The following is a 15,275-nucleotide window of genomic DNA, read 5'->3' on the forward strand; positions in this document are numbered from 1 at the left end:
TTGAGCCGCTAAAAAAGAAAGCGGCCAAGAACTTCTGTCAGTATCTACGCAAGCACCAGCACCGCATCCTCAACTACGACTACTATCAGCGGGAGCAGATTTGTTCGATTGGTTCAGGAGCCGTCGAATCAGGCATCAAGCAGATTGCTCGCCGCATTAAAATCTCGGGTGCTCAGTGGAACGAAGACAACGTTCCACAGGCCTTAGCCCATCGCTGCGCTTACCTCAATGGCATGATTGGGGCGCAAAGGTGACATGCTCCCCTGTCGTTAAGTGTGAGGCCGATGTGCAGCAGGCATTTAGTCCACAGGTTTGCTGCCAAGCAAGAGCTAGCTCAGAGGACGGTGAACAGGTGTCGGCAGCGCGATCGCAACCCTACTACCTAGATGTCACCCATCCCCAGGCCAATAAGGGTGCCGTGGTCGATCGCCTCTCGCAATTGCTGAACATTCCTACAGACGAGATTGCCACAATCGGGGATATGCCCAACGATGTGCCAATGTTTGAGCGCGGTGGACTGAGTATCGCTATGGGCAACGCCATCCCCGAGGTACAGCAGCAGGCCAATTACGTCACCACATCCTACGAAGAAGAAGGGTTTGCCCATGCGGTTGAGCAATTCATTTTGGGCAGCAGCGCCGCAAACGCTGTCAAAAGTCGGCTGCGATCGCCGGTTTAAACCTGCCCACCAAACACCCGTTTGTCCCTGCTGTTCTGATCAATTTTTGCGGCATATTTGCCATCGTCAAATGTGCTGGTTTTATCGCAGCTGCTGGCAAGATATGCCATAGAACGAGCAAAAACGTTAGCAAGACTGTCCCAACATTTCCAAACAAGAGTATTAGGAGAAACACCATGTCCCATCGAGTGAAAGAAATTTTGAGCTGGTATGGTAGCGACAACCCCGGCACACTGACCAATCTGACCCGATTGCTCAACCACGGCAAACTTGCTGGCACGGGTAGACTCGTAATTCTGCCGGTCGATCAGGGGTTTGAGCATGGCCCTGCCAGCAGTTTTGCCCCCAACCCTCCGGCCTATGATCCGCGCTATCACTTTGAGCTGGCGATCGCCGCCGGATGTAACGCCTATGCCGCCCCGCTAGGCTTTTTAGAAGCAGGCGCGCGAGAATTTGCTGGGGAAATTCCCTTGATTCTGAAAGCCAATAATCACGATATTCTGCTGAGTGAAGCTGATCCAACCCAGGCTTTGACCGGCAGCATACAGGATGCCCTGCGACTGGGATGTGTGGGCATTGGTTTCACAATTTATCCCGGTTCTGCCTATCGCTCTGAGATGTATGAGCAGATTCGAGCCTGTGCCGAGGAGGCCAAGCGGCATGGGTTGGTCGTGATGATCTGGTCCTACGCAAGGGGATCGGGACTCAACAAAAGGGGCGAAACAGCGATTGATGTGATTGGCTATGCCGCTCAGATTGCTGCTCAGTTGGGCGCTCACATCATCAAGGTGAAACTGCCCAATGAGCATATTGAGCAAGACGCAGCCCGCAGGGTGTATGAGCAAGAGCAAATCCCGATCGCAACCCTAACTGAACGAGTGCATCATGTGGTGCAATGTGCCTTCAACGGACGACGAATTGTCATCTTTTCGGGTGGACCGCTCGATACTGATGAGGCCTTTTTTGACGAGGCTCGTGCTATTCATGCTGGACATGGATTTGGTTCGGTTGTTGGACGTAATTCTTTCCAACGCTCTAAACCAGATGCACTGCGCTTTCTTAACACAATCATAGATATTTATGGCGAGCAGCTTGCGCCCGCCCGCACTCCTGCATTGATCTAATCATTCATTGGGCTATTTTGATCGCTCTTTAAAGGATCAAAACAGTCTAAGAACTTAACTGCTTGGCTAAAAAGTGTCTCACAGCCGTTTCTGTTTGAATAAGCATGTCCTTTGTGAGCGCGAACGGTCATTCGCCCCTGCTTTAGTTCTTCTAACATTACTGTAAACCAGTTGCAGTAGACTACTTACCTCAGGAGAGACAGCCAATAATGCAATCATTGAATTCAACCATTCAAACTTTTGCTGATCCTAAAAGCCTTACCCATGCAGCCGTGATTCGTTTTGTCCAGATTGCGAGAGATGCGATCGAAACCCGAGACAGATTTACGGTCGCACTATCGGGGGGCTCGACGCCTAAAGCGCTTTACGCGTTACTGGCAACTCAACCCTGGCAAAATCAAATTTCTTGGGTTCAAGTTTATCTATTTTGGGGCGATGAACGCCATGTTCCACCTAGCGATCCGAGCAGTAATTTTCGTATGGTGCAGGAGCAGTTGCTGTTTAAAGTTCCCATTCCACTCGAAAACATTCACCGAATCAAAGCTGAGTACCCTGATGCCAATGTGGCCGCAATCGAGTATGAACGAGAGTTGAAGCACTTTTTTCAGTTGAGCGACCGTGAATTTCCTCGCTTCGATTTAGTATTGTTAGGTATGGGCGCTAATGGACACACGGCCTCTCTATTTCCGGGCACGGCTGCAACACATGAGCAGACTCGTTTAGTGGCTTCACCCTGGGTAGAAGAGGTGAACAGCGATCGCATTACCCTAACGCCTCCGGTGATTAACGCTGCACGAGAAGTCATCTTTTTTGTTACAGGACTAGAGAAAGCGGCAACGTTAAAAGCGGTTTTAGAAGGACAATATCAACCCGATCGCCTGCCTGCCCAAATTATTCGCCCAACCCAGGGCAACCTGACGTGGATGGTCGACCAAGCCGCAGCCAATTGGTTATCTACTGTAGTTGAATCAATTTCTGGCTAAATCATGCAGTCCATTCAATCGTCTCAATCGTCTAGGCCCACCGTGATTGCCGCGTCTATTTTATCTGCCGATTTCAGCCGACTGGGAGCAGAGGTACAAGAGGTAGACGCAGCCGGAGCCGACTAGATTCACGTTGATGTGATGGATGGTCGCTATGTACCGAATATTACTATCGGTCCTTTAGTTGTCGAAGCAATTCGACCGATAACAACAAAGCCGATCAATGTTCATTTAATGATTGTAAATGAGAGATATTGTCAAATCTGGTGTATGGCTAGGAATTAGGCGGCATCCTGCATCTGGGTCAAGTTGGTGTTGTCATCTACTCGGGCTCCATCTTTGAATGGGACTCCTTCAATCACGTCAGCGAGGTATTTGAAGCCTCGGATCCTGAGCCAACTCTTTTGGGCACTCTCGACAAGTTTGAACACCAGCGCCAGGATGGTGTCCTTAGAGACGCAGCCTCGGGTCTTGTCAGTTCTGAGGCGCACGGTGGCAAAGGTGGATTCAATGGGATTAGTGGTGCGAATATGCGCCCAGTGCTCAGTTGGGAAGTCGAAGAAGGTCAACAAGACATCGCGGTCTTTGGCTAGACAGCGGGTGGCCTCGGGATACTTAGCCTGATAAGTCGCGATAAAGCGATTAAAGTCGCACTTTGCCTCTGTTTTGCTCTCCGCTCGATAAATCTCCCAGATCGCACGTTTGGCCTCAGGCTGCTGACGTTTGGGAAGCTTGTTGAGTACATTAGCGGTCTTATGCACCCAGCAACGCTGTTTCTTCGTGGTGGGGAACACCTGGGACAGGGCTTTCCAGAAGCCTAAGGCTCCATCCCCAATGGCCAGTTGAGGAGCCTGGGCAAGCCCCTGGTCTTTGAGCCGCAGCAGTAAGGTTTTCCAGCTCAACTCCGATTCCCGATACCCCGACTCTAGGCCCAAGAGTTCTTTATGCCCTTTGTCCGTGACTCCGATGATGACCAACAGGCACTGCCGTTCCTCGGCGCGGATATTGAAATAGATGCCGTCGGCCCACCGCTCTTGCCCTCCAGGCGGTAGTAGTCCTCATCATTTGTTCGGTGGGCGGGGTAGCCAAAGGTGCCCACCATATCGCGGTAGGCCTGGGGCCATGCCAACCCCTTCAACACCGCCAGTTCTGCCTCAGTAATGCTGCCCTGCGCTCCATAGGGCTGCTGCCCCAAAGCAAACTCCTGAGCACCAGGGGAGAGGATCGGAGCTTGGGCAGGGACATAGGCGGCCACCAGACCACCCAGGGCTAGAAAGGTGGCTCTCCTCATGGCTGCCCCTCCCCGGTGTTCTCCTGCATCCGCTTTTTCTTCAGCAGGTTATATGTACCAAGCTTAGCCTGAGTCTCGACCTTGAACCGCTTTACCCCGCGCATGGCTCCCTTAGCGCGAAACATGTCGAGTTCCGCTTGGCTAAAGTCATCCTCGACATCGCCCAACTGCTCCACAAAGGCTTCTAGATCGGCCATCTCGGCGGCAAGCTGGGTCTGAAGGCTACTTCCCTGGGTCTGGAGCAGCGCCAGCGCATTGCCCACCTCATCGGGCATGAACTCCCCGTCAATCACCCCCGCATTCCCCCACTCATGGGAGAACCGCGCCTTAGCATCCTCGACCCAGGCTTTGGAGTCCATGCCGTCGCGCTTCACACGCTGGGCAAAGTCGTCAAACAGCTCTGCGGCCAGATCGGTATACAGATGCCCCGACTTCAGCAACGGCTCTGGGGCTACTCGCTCCAGCCACACATACCAACGAGTCCTGATCGTGACTTCCTTCACGCCAATGTCGGGGTAGCGCTCTGCAATCTGCTTGGAGCTGTAGAGGTTGCTGCCTGTGCGCCCTGGTGTGCGGTCGCCCTGTGCGGGGGTGTGCGGCTGCACAGCATCCGTTACGTCCTCAACGTGCAGCGCTGCGTACTCTGGTGCGTTTTCCATCCGTGCAATCTCCTTTGGGAAAGTAGTGAAACCCTTGAAAATAAAGCGTTCTCACCTGTGCAACCACTGCACCAATGTTGCGCTCGGGGTGTTCATCCCCGGTGCGGCTGACTGTGCAAAAAAGGTGACGCCAGGTGTGCGCTTTTACTGTTCGATAGCACGGTTGTACTGATTGTCAAAGGGGCACTGCGCCCAACCCTTGAGTAGGCGGGCGATCGCAGATTTGGAGCCTAAACTTGTCCCCAGAACAGGACTCAGAGCCATTAAAGTCAACAAAAAAGCCCCAGAGTGATGCTCCCAGGGCTGGTATTGGTGTGTTTTCTGGCAGTTCAATTGTACTGCCTCAGAAGTGTTCTGGAGTTCACTGGCCAATACATTCGTCCTAGAGTGACCAGACTGGCATTGTGGTGTCACGATGGGCAACTGGCTGGACTACTTCAGGAACAGGCAAGCGAATGGGGTACAGGGCAACCTGCTTGGGCCTCCTGAAACCTCAGACATCGTTATCGACCACACCAGCCCGAGTCAGAAGCTGGCCTATACCCGGCTACAAGACCTGGTGAAAGCCCGTGGTGGAAGCAGGATGGCTCAGAGTTTCCTAGAGCCTTACCAAATCCTGGGCTTCATGCTGTCGCCTACCTATATGCGTTCTCCTATCCGAGAGCACTACGGCCAGCAGATCATCGAAGCCATGCTGCAATTCCCCGAGGTGATCGCCATCCTCAAGGATGGTCTGGAGCAGGTTTACCGCCATGCTGAGCACAGGGAAGAACGGGCGTTGGTGGAGCAGTTCATCCAAGACGGCAACCAGTTCCCCCAACAAATTTTGCAGGCTGTAGCCGCCTGACCTCAGGGGTTTCAGAGAATTGGTCTGACTGTTCTGGAGTTCACAAAACCTGCTGCCGTGGCTATGGTGGCGGGACAGTCCAGTGGATACCTGCTATGGCAGAACTTCAAAGGGTCGAGGTCGATGAACTGCCCCTAAAAAGTCTACCCGACCGCTACGGGGTGGCCCGCTCCCAGGTGTACAACCGCATCAAAGCCTTGGGCGTTAAGACAATAAAGCGCAATCAGAAAGCCTACGTTAACGCTGACCAACTGGCCCTGCTTGACCAACTCCATCACTCCCGGTTCGCTCATTTCTAAGGTGGTTCGTCAGATACGGGCCCCAGCAGGGTGTAAATACTTACCGGGAAGTTGAGAGCCTTTAAGATCTGCTGCTGTAAAGGCGTCAGCTCCGTCAGATGGGCATAGGTCTGCCCTCGTGCATTCACCATGACTAGAGTAATGTCGCGAAAACTGGCCAACAGTAATTCGGCTGTCGGACGTGCCGTCGCCCGCTTGGGATTACCGATATATAGCCCTGAGAGGGTTTCTTGGTGACCAGCTAAGGCTTGACGCATCTGAAACTCCACCAGCGTTAACAGCCGCAACCCCATCGAGAGTAAGCGAATTAATCCCTTGATATGGTCTTCACGCTGTAAGTACATCGGGGAGAGGGAGAGGGGATGCCCTTTGAGTCGGCTAAAGCTGTGCTCCACCAGATATTCTTGGCGGTAGACCGTCACGGCTTGAGGCAACGATAATGCCGCTGCGGGATGATTGGTGACATAGACCCGCCAGCCCAAGGTTTGCATCTGCTGGTTGATGGCCTCAGTTTCTAGGGTGCCATTCACCTGGAATCGACGGTGCTCCACCATCCGAGCCGGGCGGTCCCGGTAGCGACGCACAGCGTGTTGCTCCACCTGTTGTGAGTAGGTGAGTTGAACGTAGGCCTTGACCCGGTAGCGGGTGAGAATCGCCTCGGCGGCTTGCGCTAAGGCGACCTCATCGGGAAAGGCTTTCTGGCCGCGCCCCGATTGGTTGAGCGCCGCTAAGGCCGTCTGGGCGTGCTCAAGTCGAGCTTGGAAGGCCTGCTGGGCGGATTGAGCATAAGCCAAGGAGTACACGACCAATTGCCGCTCTGACCACGTCCAGGTGTGTCCGTCCCATTCTCCTGTGCGGGTCTGGGTCTGCTCATAGCCTCGGGCAATCAGCGCGGTGTGACCGTCGGCATAGTCGTAGTGAATCTCCTGCAACTCAACGGCCCCTTGCTCCACTGGGTCTAGGTAGGCCTGCATCGCCTCCGCCTTGAGTTGAGTCCCACCGAGCGGACAGAGATAGTAATCGCCTGTGGCCTGGAGAAAGCAACGGGTCGCTAGACTGGCCATCTTGCTGTCACCCACGTAGAGCAACCCAGACTGACTGAGGGTCTGACGCACCTGCCCGATGGCCGGAATGTAGAGCGGGTCGTCGGCGCGCTGCCCGGAGACAATCTCGGTCGCTATCGGTAGCCCCAGCGGATCTAGCGTCGCCAGCATCAGCTTCAGTTGGGGCAGGTCGGGGCGATGGTCTTTGCTATGGCCATATTGGAACAGCCCTGACTCATTGACCGTCCAATCCCCGCTGACGCTGGTACTATCCAGACGCAGCCGTTTGGGGTGCAGGTCATACACCTGAATCTGACGCTGATTCAACGCCGGTTCAAACAACGCCCATTGGGCATCATCACTGAGATATCGCAACACGCTTTCTAGGCGGTCGTCACTCAGGTCAAGGGCGCGAACCGGTTGCTGCAAGCCCTGTTGCAAGGTTTCCTGATGTCGCTCTACCCAGGCCTGCACGGGGTTTAACCGGTGATCCGCTTGGGACAAAATGTGGCTCAGCCAAACTATCACCACATGGCCTAAGCTGAGCCCCTGCCAGTTCCCATGGGTCGGAAAGTAGTCGTCGAGCAGGGGTTGCACGTCCATCCGCTGCAGTTGGGCCAGCAACAGGGGAATATCGTCAACCCGTTCGGTGATAACGGTTAGGGGGGTATCCATAGCCCTAACCTATCCCAATTGGCTGACCTCATTTAAAAATGAGCGAACCGTGAGCCATAAGTTGATTCAGCAGGAATATACCCTCGATTCAGCGGTCGCGCTTATCCTTGGCGATCGCCCTCAGCAACAGGGCATGGTTCACGTTCCCCAAGAGGCTGTAGAACAGTCCTACGGGACGGCAGGACAGCTAGAGATGATGCAGATGTTGATGACGGCAATCGCCAATCAGCAACCCGCAACGCCACTACCGGCACCAACGAACCCGCTCTCTCGTTTTGAGCAACTGCAGGCGATCGCTGACAACGGCTGGAGGCCCAGCACCAGTGAACTCGCTGAGATCCTGGGCCTCACTTCCCTTTCTGGTAGCCAGATTGAACGTTACGGCTTCCGCTTCACCAGGGCCGGGAAGAACGGGGCACAGTCGGCCTGGAAAGTGGAGAAGGTCGATGACTAAGACCAAGCCCCAAGAACTCTCCCGTGGTGACCTGGTAAAGCTTAAAGACCCCTACCAGGGCCGCTATGGCTATGGCGTGGTGGTCGAAATCCTCAGCCGTACTCCTCATAAGCTGCCGCGCAACGTCAGGCTTCATCTCTATGACGATGAAGGGCAGCTCTACATTGAACATCTGTCCATCACTAAGGGGCTGATGGTGCCCAGCTACGTTGACTTCCATGTGTCAGAGCTGGTGTGGTATCGGCGGGCTGCTGACCAGGGCTGCCACACCATTCCTGACCCGCCTGACTGGTCTTTGGAACAGTATTTGGCTTAGGAGTCACTATAGCCACTCCGCTTAACGCACCCCAGTTGATGGCGATCGCTCCGTTCTAGTGAGGAGCTAGATAGCCTATTCCATATAAATTATTTCCATATGTATCAATTTACAACCAAGCGATTACAACTAAGTTTTTCTACCTATGCAACTTGCATATAATAGAAACGAAGACGAGAAAAATGATTTCAGGGTTTATATTCGCCCCAGAAAAACAACCTAAACATTGTTTACCAGGGACTCCCTTCATCTATCTGGTAAAGCCAAAAGTATCTCCCCGTCGAAGTGAAAGAGCGGGCTAGGTTTTGGCAGACAATAATCTTAAACTCTTGATTCAATCTCCATTCAGAGTTTTTCCGATAGAGATTTTAGTGAGGAAATTAGTGATGCCTAGAAGTTTTAATGCTTGTAAAGCTAAAGTTCATAATCGTGGAATTCCATCAGAAGCATTCCTGAATGAACTTATAGACTGGTGTAAACAGGCACCCGACGAGATTTTTGCAAGAAATGATAGAACAGATATTTACTCGCAAGTATTCAATGAGCTAGGCCCATGGGAAGACCTCACCCACCGAAAAGCTGCAATGCTTGAAGTATTGAGGGTTCTCGGAGGTTTTGAAAGCTCATGGGACTGGAATGAAGGCAGAGATGTAACAAATCCAAATTCAAATACCTCCTGCACTGAAGAAGCTGGAATATTTCAATGTTCTGGTGACTCCATGAGCTTTAGCACCAGCCTTAAAGAGCTTCTAAAGTCTGCTTCTGGAAAAACAGATTGTGACACCTTCCGTTCTGTATCTAAGAGTAATCACAGATTCGCAATTGAGTATTGTGCGCGTCTATTGCGATTTACCACTGACCACCATGGCCCTGTGAAGCATAAAGAGATCAACCCATGGCTCAGGAGAGATGCGGTAGCTGAGTTTAGACGATTTCTGTCTACCCAGTGAGTTGACAGTTCGCAACTAATAGATGCGAACAAAGTTAAAAAGCTTTAATTGAGGCTATTCAGCCGCAAAAGCTGATGAGATGCCAAGGTTAAATAACCACCTTTCTTCATTTATATAAATCGGAGGAAAATATTATGATGACATCTTCATTGCGTCTTCTCAAAGAGCCTAATGTAGTAGTATTAGCCGCTGGACATGGTGGCGATGCTCCTGGGGCTGTTTACAAAGGTCATCAAGAAAGTAAGGAGGCTATCACTATTGTAGATTATGTTGCTAAAACCCTGAAAGAAAAAGGAGTTGAAGTGGTAGTTGTACCACATGAACTTGACTACGTAGCTTCTATTGAGTGGGTAAACAAAAGATATGAATTCGGCAATGCTTGGGTTATAGAGATCCACCGTGATTCAGCAGCAGGTCTTAGTCTAGATGATGCCTCACGTCGTTTTGGTGTCTACTACGGCAACTCTGAGGGCAGTAAAGAAATCGGAAAATTTCTCCGCGACTCCTTTAAGTCTCATGGTAGCAATGAAAAAACGTGGGCAAGGGTACACACGGAATCACCACATAAAAGGCTGGCATGGATTGCTGATACAAAACCTCTAGCTCATTTGCTTGAGTTGGGTTTTATGGAAGGAAAAAATGATGAAGAACATATAATCTGGCTAGCAAAAGTAGCAACCGCAGCTATTTTTGAAGCCTTCACGGGCAACTCTTTTTAGAGTCTCTTCAGACCATTAATCGAGAAACCGCCCAGATTATTGCTGTGGATTTCTAGATTGCTCAGGTTGGATAGAGCGATGCTTAGCAATAATCTGGTGCATTTCCTCACGCACTAAACGATGAACTCTCGGATCTGCTTGGATTGGCTCTGAGAAGTCGGGAGCTACCAGGAATGCCTGACCATCTTTGTCGAAGGTCAAACGCATCTCCTTCACGTCCACAAAAGGCTCTAAGTCCTTCAAGAGGTGATGGAAGGTATTAAAAATTTGTCCAACGTCAATTTTGGATGAAGCCATAGGATGTTAAATTTCAGGCCAACTATCCCAGGTAAGCACAGGACAGTCCTACAAGACAACGAGACAACCTCGCCCCCACACGAATAGCATAGACAAACTTCTCTTTCTCTTCCCCTATGGGCTTCCCCATCCCCGGCGATGCCATTGAGCAAAGCCTAGACCTCAACCAACACCTGATCCACAACCCCGCCGCCACCTTCTTCATGCAGGTCGAGGGGGATATGGCAGCTGACCAGGAGGTACAGCCAGGAGATCTGCTGGTGGTCGATCGCTCGCAAACGGCCCAGGATGGCTCTCTGGTCGTGGCGGCGATCGCCGGTACTCTCCAAGTCCTCAGAGTCCAAAAGCACCACAGTAAATTAGTGCCTGCTACAGGTTGGACACCAGGACAAACGCTAGATATGGAGGTTTGGGGCGTGGTTACTCACCTGATCCGTAAGGTTTGACGATGGAAAAGAAAAACCCCGCTGTTGCCAGCAGGGTCTTTGGGGTTGGAACGCTGTTAGAGGGAAATCTGTGGTCTACCGGGCGTAGTGAATGCCGCGATAGGTTAGGTCAGCAGGCTGCGGTCGCTGGGCAACGGTGAACTGCTTGCGGGCGTAGGGACGGCCCATGAAGGTTGCCGTTTCGCCGGTTGCGATCGCATCAACAGCAGGGGTGGAAGCTTCGTAAGATTTGCCAAGGAAAGAGAGTTGCATAGCTGGGGCTCCTGAGTGACGGGGGGGTGTCTCGATGAACCAATAGTCCCGTGAATCTTTGATTGGAGTGGTGACGGCGGTATGAGCTGGCTGGTGATAGTTATGGAGTTTGGGCGTGAGGCAAAAAGGCATTGGCGCTGATGGAGATCACGCTGTTGTGCGATCGCAAAGCCTCAAATGACGTTTGCCCGAGCATTAGCGCTGGTGACGATAAGACAGTCTCGTAGGACAGCGGGACACCGACCATTTCAGAGGATAGTATAGGAATACTATTGCATCTATCTCCATAACCTCCAATGCTGTAAACCCCTGTTCTCCTTAGGGTCTAGCTATGTTTGCCCTGGTAGACTGCAACTCTTTTTTCGCCTCCTGTGAGAAGGTCTTCCGCCCCGACCTTGAAGGAAAGCCCGTGGTGGTGCTCTCCAACAACGATGGCTGTGTCGTGGCGCGATCGCCCGAGGCCAAGCCGCATGTTGCCATGCAGGCGACGCTGTATTCCATCCAAGACCTGGTGAGGCAAGGCAAGATTCACGCCTTCTCATCGAACCCCATGCTCTACAAAGACATGTCGCGGCGGGTAATCCAGACCCTCCAGCACTTCAGCCCCGAGGTCGAACAGTACTCCATCGACGAAGCCTTCCTGGGCCTGCACGGGTTCACCAAAGCCGACCTGACTGACTACGGCCAAAAGATTCGCACCACCGTCAAACAGTGGACCGGCATTCCGGTCTCGGTGGGCATCGCCAAAACCAAGACCCTGGCCAAATTAGCGGCCCACGAAGCCAAGCGCTACCCCGACCTGAATGGAGTACTCAATATTGAAACCCTGGCCGACTCAGACGCTGTGCTGGCTGGCCTCGATGTGGGGGAAGTGTGGGGCATTGGCCGCAACCTCAAGGCCAAACTTAACAGCATGGGCATCAAAACCGTGCTCCAACTCAAGAACGCTGATGAGACAAGAATCAAAAAGAAGTTCGGAGTTCTGGGCCTGAGAACCGTTCTAGAGCTGCGCGGCACCCCCTGTTTCCCAATGGAGCCGGTGGCCGCCCCCGTCACCATGCGGATTGTATCTCGCTCCTTTGGGCATCTGGTCACAGAACTCTCGGACATCAAAGAGGCGGTAGCTACCTACACCACCCGCTGTGCCGAAAAGCTGAGGGCCGATGGCCTGCTGGCGGGTCACTTCACCGTCACCATGAGAACCAGCTACTACCGACCTGAGAACCAATATTCATCCGCCCGCTCTGTAGCTCTCGACCAACCCACCAACGATACCGCTGTGCTCATCCACGAGGCGATGAAACTGGCAGAAGCGGCCTTTACGCCAGGTTATGAGTACCTGAAGGCCAAGGTCATCGCCACTGAGCTAACCCCGGTGGGAGAGGTGCAGGGCAGCTTGTTTGCAGCCCCGGTAGATACTGAGAAGCGCGATCGCCTGATGCAGGCTATGGACAATCTCAACCGTAAGCTCAGCCCCGATGCCGTCAAGTTTGGCGCGATGGGCCTCAAGCCCACCTGGGCGATGCGGTCAGACTATTTTTCCCAGCGCTATACGACTCACTGGGCGGAGATACCAACTGTGAAGGTTTGGCAAACGACTAGAAATCAATCAACAAGACTGTCCTACGAAACAGTCCTATAGGACAGCACCAAATGCGGGAAACCTAGCATTTAAGTTCGTTCTGGCTGTCCTCTCTTTAAGATTCCATGCGGTTTTTATTCCTGAAGCTGCCTTCTCTGGCCACCAGAGCACTGTTCTACCTGGCCGTCTTCCTCACTCCAGTTCTAGGGGTTTGGTTGGCCTCGTCGCTGGTCGCTTACATTAACGGCCCCAAGCTGCTGACGGTTTTTTCAGGTATTCTCCTGTTTCCCCTGGTTCCCATTCTGTGGGACATGCGGGGGCACAAGAAGGGCAAGGGATCGGGCATTCTCACCTGGGGCGATCGCATTACGCTGCGAACTCTGGCCCTCAATTTAGCCTTTCTCTGTCTCCTGGTAGCGCTGAGGCCTCAGACCTCTTTCCTGGCTCTATCTACCCGTGGGGATTGGTTCTTAGATGGTATGCAGGGGCCACAGGTGGAGCTAGCGCGAAAGGGACTGTTCACGCTGGCTGGTGGCCTGGAGGGGGTGTACCTCCGATTCCACGACAATCCCTTTGACCAGTATGCCGACACGACCCAAGTAAAGCCCCAACCAGCGCCCCAGCCCAGACCTGCTGGACAAGCTGGACAGGCTAAAGGGTGGCCCTGGACTGAGGTAGGTCTGCACCCGACAGTAGTCAACATGCCAGCTAATGTCGAAACCAGTATTGAGTCAGTGGCCCAGTACATTGCCAGCCAGGAAAAAGACCCAATGATGCGGGTGAAGGCGCTCCATGACTATGTGGCTGACCGCATCGCCTATGATGCTCCCAACTACTTTGCTGGAAACTATCCACCCCAGGATGCCGCGACAGTCTTTCAGCGCCGGGTAGCAGTCTGTGCAGGCTATGCCAAACTACTCGAAGCCTTGGGGCAGGCCATTGGTGAAGAGATCGTCTATGTCGTTGGCGACTCCCGCAGCTCAACCAGCGATTTGGAGGGGCAGAGCCACGCCTGGAATGCGGCTAAGGTCAATGGACAGTGGTACTTGCTCGATGCAACCTGGGATAGCGGAACGGTAGATCGGGCGTCAGGGTTTAAGAAAGCCTACAAGACTGATTATCTCTTCCCACCCCCGGAGGTAATGGGCATTAGCCACTTCCCCGACGATGAAAACTTTCAGCTCAGATCACAGCCTATTACCCGAGGTGAGTTCTTGCGCCAGCCGATGATGAGAGCGCAATTCTTTGCCGAGGGGATGAAGTTAGTTGCCCCGATGCGATCGCAGACGGACACTAACCAAAATGCGGTAATTCAACTCCAGAATCCTAACCAGCGCTGGATTCTCTCTAGCTACTCGCTGAAAGGCTCGAACCAGGCAGAATACTGCACCGATAGCGCGACCCAAGCCCCTCAGATTACCTGCCCATTGCCCAGCTCTGGCACCTACGAAATCAACTTATTCAGTGGCGACGAGCAGTATGGGCAGTTTGCCCAGGTGGGCCAAGTTGAATTCAATCGGCGCTAATCTCTGTGAACATCACCTCAGATAAAGTCATCAGCACCATCCTCAAGCACGATACGAAAGTAACGAGCTACAAGATTGCGCTGCTGCGGGCCATCAACGATGTGGTGCTGACCTACCCAGACCTGCGAACCTATCAAAGTGATGTCGCAGTTCCCCTCAAGCTGCTGGCCGAGTTCTGGATCGCCTACTACTGGCCCCTCGTAGACCCTAATGACCCCATCCAGCAGGGGCAGCGGGCACAGCGCCAGGGGCAGACCACCAATGATATGGCCTTTAGACCAGCGCTCACTGAACTCAGGCGGCAGTGGGAGCAGGTGATTGGGGGACTGAAGAACCCCGCCGATGGCTTCTTCCTCATCAACGAGCTGCGCTCATCCCGCAAACAGCAGCGCTACCCCCAGCCACTAATTGACGCTTACCAGCGAGCGATCGCCGCTGTCGCCAAAACGATCGAGATGCCCATCCGCTATGCTGGCCCTGGCGAGTGGAGCATCTTCGAGAAGCCCCAAGCCTACAATCAGGTGGCCAGCCGGACTGTGGCGGTGCCAGGGACAAGGGTAAAAGACCGCTGCCTGATCATCCCCCTCGACCTCTGGGCCACATTCCGCCAGATGTCGCTCTGGGTCGAAGCCCTGTGTATTCATGAGTGGTGCCTGTTCACCGGCAGAGTAAGCGACCACGACCGGGGCGACATCTACGGCCTACTGACCTCTCGCCCTGACAACCGCCGTCCCCTGAGCTGGGAACGCAACCAGATCGACATCTTGATCATGGAGGGCACCGCCTTTACCTGTCCCTGGACGGAGAAGCACATCGCCCAAGGCACCTCCTACGACCTCGACCACATCTTGCCCATAGCGGTCTACCCCACCAATGAGCTGTGGAACCTGGTGCCATCTGATCCAGACTTTAACTCGCACAAGAAGCGCGATCGCTTGCCTACGGCTGAGCGGTTGGTGGTGGACCTCTCATCTGGAACAAACCCACCTGAGTTATGGGGCTTCAAAGCCTTTGATCGAAGTGCTGCGAGAAGATGTGTCTCTGCGGTTTGCTACGGTTCAGGCAGGCTCTGGCTTCTCTGAAAGTTTGTCTGTAGCGGTGGTTGACCTGGTTGAGGAAGTGGCCGAGGCCAG

At 53.3% G+C, this 15,275-nt stretch carries 18 protein-coding genes and 3 pseudogenes; 15 read left to right on the plus strand and 6 right to left on the minus strand.

Translation table 11 applies throughout. The features are described 5' to 3' along the window. From LEPTO7104_RS0128310 to LEPTO7104_RS38850, 5 genes and pseudogenes are all read left to right on the plus strand, one after another. Positions 1-254 (plus strand): annotated as a pseudogene (locus tag LEPTO7104_RS0128310) (ISKra4 family transposase); the annotation flags it as partial. Beyond that, a complete protein-coding gene (locus LEPTO7104_RS0128315; RefSeq protein WP_264308801.1) occupies positions 251-679 on the plus strand; it encodes an HAD-IIB family hydrolase in 429 nt (142 codons plus the stop codon). The pseudogene LEPTO7104_RS0128310 and the gene LEPTO7104_RS0128315, both read left to right, overlap by 4 nt. A gap of 176 nt (positions 680-855) precedes the next feature. Continuing rightward, positions 856-1,803 carry a class I fructose-bisphosphate aldolase gene (locus LEPTO7104_RS0128325; protein WP_017301958.1) on the plus strand — a complete coding sequence of 316 codons (948 nt, stop codon included), beginning with the start codon at positions 856-858 and terminating at the stop codon, positions 1,801-1,803. A 209-nt stretch (positions 1,804-2,012) separates the two neighbouring features. Beyond that, complete coding sequence (gene pgl / locus LEPTO7104_RS0128330) at positions 2,013-2,786, plus strand: 6-phosphogluconolactonase (protein WP_040697936.1); 774 nt, start codon at positions 2,013-2,015, stop codon at positions 2,784-2,786. A gap of 3 nt (positions 2,787-2,789) precedes the next feature. Next, positions 2,790-3,047: pseudogene (locus tag LEPTO7104_RS38850) on the plus strand (ribulose-phosphate 3-epimerase); the annotation flags it as partial. Between the two features lie 20 nt (positions 3,048-3,067). On the opposite strand, the pseudogene LEPTO7104_RS35780 reads toward LEPTO7104_RS38850, so the two are convergent. The 3 genes and pseudogenes from LEPTO7104_RS35780 to LEPTO7104_RS0128340 all read right to left on the minus strand — a co-directional run. Continuing rightward, positions 3,068-3,814 (minus strand): annotated as a pseudogene (locus LEPTO7104_RS35780) (IS256 family transposase); the annotation flags it as partial. Next, positions 3,712-4,077, minus strand: a complete 366-nt coding sequence (locus LEPTO7104_RS40595; protein ID WP_017301961.1) for a hypothetical protein — start codon at positions 4,075-4,077, stop codon at positions 3,712-3,714. The pseudogene LEPTO7104_RS35780 and the gene LEPTO7104_RS40595, both read right to left, overlap by 103 nt. Beyond that, positions 4,074-4,736 (minus strand): hypothetical protein, encoded by a 663-nt coding sequence (locus tag LEPTO7104_RS0128340; RefSeq protein ID WP_017301962.1) that lies wholly within the window; start codon positions 4,734-4,736, stop codon positions 4,074-4,076. Before LEPTO7104_RS0128340 ends, LEPTO7104_RS40595 begins: the two co-directional genes overlap by 4 nt. A gap of 583 nt (positions 4,737-5,319) precedes the next feature. On the opposite strand from LEPTO7104_RS0128340, the gene LEPTO7104_RS40600 reads away from it, so the two are divergent. After that, positions 5,320-5,583, plus strand: coding sequence for a hypothetical protein (locus LEPTO7104_RS40600; protein WP_155523953.1), 264 nt, complete (start codon positions 5,320-5,322; stop codon positions 5,581-5,583). A 95-nt stretch (positions 5,584-5,678) separates the two neighbouring features. After that, positions 5,679-5,882, plus strand: a complete 204-nt coding sequence (locus LEPTO7104_RS35785; RefSeq protein ID WP_017301964.1) for a hypothetical protein — start codon at positions 5,679-5,681, stop codon at positions 5,880-5,882. Here the strand turns inward: LEPTO7104_RS35785 and LEPTO7104_RS0128355 are convergent. Then, complete coding sequence (locus LEPTO7104_RS0128355) at positions 5,879-7,600, minus strand: IS1634 family transposase (RefSeq protein WP_017297181.1); 1,722 nt, start codon at positions 7,598-7,600, stop codon at positions 5,879-5,881. The two genes, LEPTO7104_RS35785 and LEPTO7104_RS0128355, sit on opposite strands and share 4 nt — an antisense overlap. A 49-nt stretch (positions 7,601-7,649) precedes the next feature. Between LEPTO7104_RS0128355 and LEPTO7104_RS0128360 the strand changes: the two genes are divergently transcribed. The 4 genes from LEPTO7104_RS0128360 (at position 7,650) to LEPTO7104_RS38860 (ending at position 10,039) form a co-directional block, all read left to right on the plus strand. After that, positions 7,650-8,054, plus strand: coding sequence for a hypothetical protein (locus LEPTO7104_RS0128360; protein WP_017301965.1), 405 nt, complete (start codon positions 7,650-7,652; stop codon positions 8,052-8,054). Further along, entirely contained in the window at positions 8,047-8,370 is a 324-nt protein-coding gene (locus LEPTO7104_RS0128365; RefSeq protein WP_017301966.1) for a hypothetical protein, read from the plus strand. The genes LEPTO7104_RS0128360 and LEPTO7104_RS0128365 overlap by 8 nt, the downstream gene beginning before the upstream one ends. 386 nt (positions 8,371-8,756) lie before the next feature. Next, positions 8,757-9,320 carry a hypothetical protein gene (locus tag LEPTO7104_RS38855; RefSeq protein WP_071527447.1) on the plus strand — a complete coding sequence of 188 codons (564 nt, stop codon included), beginning with the start codon at positions 8,757-8,759 and terminating at the stop codon, positions 9,318-9,320. A gap of 134 nt (positions 9,321-9,454) precedes the next feature. Next, complete coding sequence (locus LEPTO7104_RS38860; RefSeq protein ID WP_071527424.1) at positions 9,455-10,039, plus strand: N-acetylmuramoyl-L-alanine amidase; 585 nt, start codon at positions 9,455-9,457, stop codon at positions 10,037-10,039. Between the two features lie 36 nt (positions 10,040-10,075). On the opposite strand, the gene LEPTO7104_RS0128375 is transcribed toward LEPTO7104_RS38860, so the two are convergent. Continuing rightward, positions 10,076-10,336, minus strand: a complete 261-nt coding sequence (locus tag LEPTO7104_RS0128375; RefSeq protein ID WP_017301968.1) for a hypothetical protein — start codon at positions 10,334-10,336, stop codon at positions 10,076-10,078. A 116-nt stretch (positions 10,337-10,452) separates the two neighbouring features. On the opposite strand from LEPTO7104_RS0128375, the gene LEPTO7104_RS0128380 reads away from it, so the two are divergent. Then, positions 10,453-10,782, plus strand: coding sequence for a S24 family peptidase (locus LEPTO7104_RS0128380; protein ID WP_017301969.1), 330 nt, complete (start codon positions 10,453-10,455; stop codon positions 10,780-10,782). A gap of 75 nt (positions 10,783-10,857) precedes the next feature. Here the strand turns inward: LEPTO7104_RS0128380 and LEPTO7104_RS38865 are convergent, their stop codons facing one another. Further along, entirely contained in the window at positions 10,858-11,034 is a 177-nt protein-coding gene (locus LEPTO7104_RS38865; protein ID WP_017301970.1) for a DUF4278 domain-containing protein, read from the minus strand. A 331-nt stretch (positions 11,035-11,365) separates the two neighbouring features. Here LEPTO7104_RS38865 and LEPTO7104_RS35790 point away from each other — a divergent pair, with 331 nt between their 5' ends. From LEPTO7104_RS35790 to LEPTO7104_RS35795, 3 genes are all read left to right on the plus strand, one after another. Beyond that, complete coding sequence (locus LEPTO7104_RS35790) at positions 11,366-12,676, plus strand: Y-family DNA polymerase (RefSeq protein ID WP_017301971.1); 1,311 nt, start codon at positions 11,366-11,368, stop codon at positions 12,674-12,676. Between the two features lie 65 nt (positions 12,677-12,741). Beyond that, the gene (locus LEPTO7104_RS0128395) at positions 12,742-14,142 is read left to right on the plus strand and encodes a transglutaminase domain-containing protein (RefSeq protein WP_017301972.1); all 1,401 of its coding nucleotides are present in this window, start codon (positions 12,742-12,744) and stop codon (positions 14,140-14,142) included. Between the two features lie 5 nt (positions 14,143-14,147). Beyond that, positions 14,148-15,224: an HNH endonuclease domain-containing protein gene (locus LEPTO7104_RS35795; RefSeq protein ID WP_225887113.1), complete on the plus strand. Its 1,077-nt coding sequence runs from the start codon at positions 14,148-14,150 to the stop codon at positions 15,222-15,224. The last annotated feature ends 51 nt before the right edge of the window (positions 15,225-15,275 follow it).

This window comes from Nodosilinea nodulosa PCC 7104 (assembly GCF_000309385.1).
Classification (GTDB): Bacteria; Cyanobacteriota; Cyanobacteriia; order Phormidesmidales; family Phormidesmidaceae; genus Nodosilinea; species Nodosilinea nodulosa.

Excerpts from the sequence above, each read along its gene's own strand:
- LEPTO7104_RS0128325 (WP_017301958.1), top strand. The coding sequence starts at position 856 with ATGTCCCATCGAGTGAAAGAAATTTTGAGCTGGTATGGTAGCGACAAC.
- LEPTO7104_RS38865 (WP_017301970.1), bottom strand. The coding sequence starts at position 11,034 with ATGCAACTCTCTTTCCTTGGCAAATCTTACGAAGCTTCCACCCCTGCT.
- LEPTO7104_RS0128375 (WP_017301968.1), bottom strand. The coding sequence starts at position 10,336 with ATGGCTTCATCCAAAATTGACGTTGGACAAATTTTTAATACCTTCCAT.
- pgl (WP_040697936.1), top strand. The coding sequence starts at position 2,013 with ATGCAATCATTGAATTCAACCATTCAAACTTTTGCTGATCCTAAAAGC.
- LEPTO7104_RS0128365 (WP_017301966.1), top strand. The coding sequence starts at position 8,047 with ATGACTAAGACCAAGCCCCAAGAACTCTCCCGTGGTGACCTGGTAAAG.
- LEPTO7104_RS40595 (WP_017301961.1), bottom strand. The coding sequence starts at position 4,077 with ATGAGGAGAGCCACCTTTCTAGCCCTGGGTGGTCTGGTGGCCGCCTAT.
- LEPTO7104_RS38860 (WP_071527424.1), top strand. The coding sequence starts at position 9,455 with ATGATGACATCTTCATTGCGTCTTCTCAAAGAGCCTAATGTAGTAGTA.
- LEPTO7104_RS0128355 (WP_017297181.1), bottom strand. The coding sequence starts at position 7,600 with ATGGATACCCCCCTAACCGTTATCACCGAACGGGTTGACGATATTCCC.
- LEPTO7104_RS35790 (WP_017301971.1), top strand. The coding sequence starts at position 11,366 with ATGTTTGCCCTGGTAGACTGCAACTCTTTTTTCGCCTCCTGTGAGAAG.
- LEPTO7104_RS0128395 (WP_017301972.1), top strand. The coding sequence starts at position 12,742 with ATGCGGTTTTTATTCCTGAAGCTGCCTTCTCTGGCCACCAGAGCACTG.
- LEPTO7104_RS0128340 (WP_017301962.1), bottom strand. The coding sequence starts at position 4,736 with ATGGAAAACGCACCAGAGTACGCAGCGCTGCACGTTGAGGACGTAACG.
- LEPTO7104_RS40600 (WP_155523953.1), top strand. The coding sequence starts at position 5,320 with ATGGCTCAGAGTTTCCTAGAGCCTTACCAAATCCTGGGCTTCATGCTG.
- LEPTO7104_RS35785 (WP_017301964.1), top strand. The coding sequence starts at position 5,679 with ATGGCAGAACTTCAAAGGGTCGAGGTCGATGAACTGCCCCTAAAAAGT.
- LEPTO7104_RS38855 (WP_071527447.1), top strand. The coding sequence starts at position 8,757 with ATGCCTAGAAGTTTTAATGCTTGTAAAGCTAAAGTTCATAATCGTGGA.
- LEPTO7104_RS0128380 (WP_017301969.1), top strand. The coding sequence starts at position 10,453 with ATGGGCTTCCCCATCCCCGGCGATGCCATTGAGCAAAGCCTAGACCTC.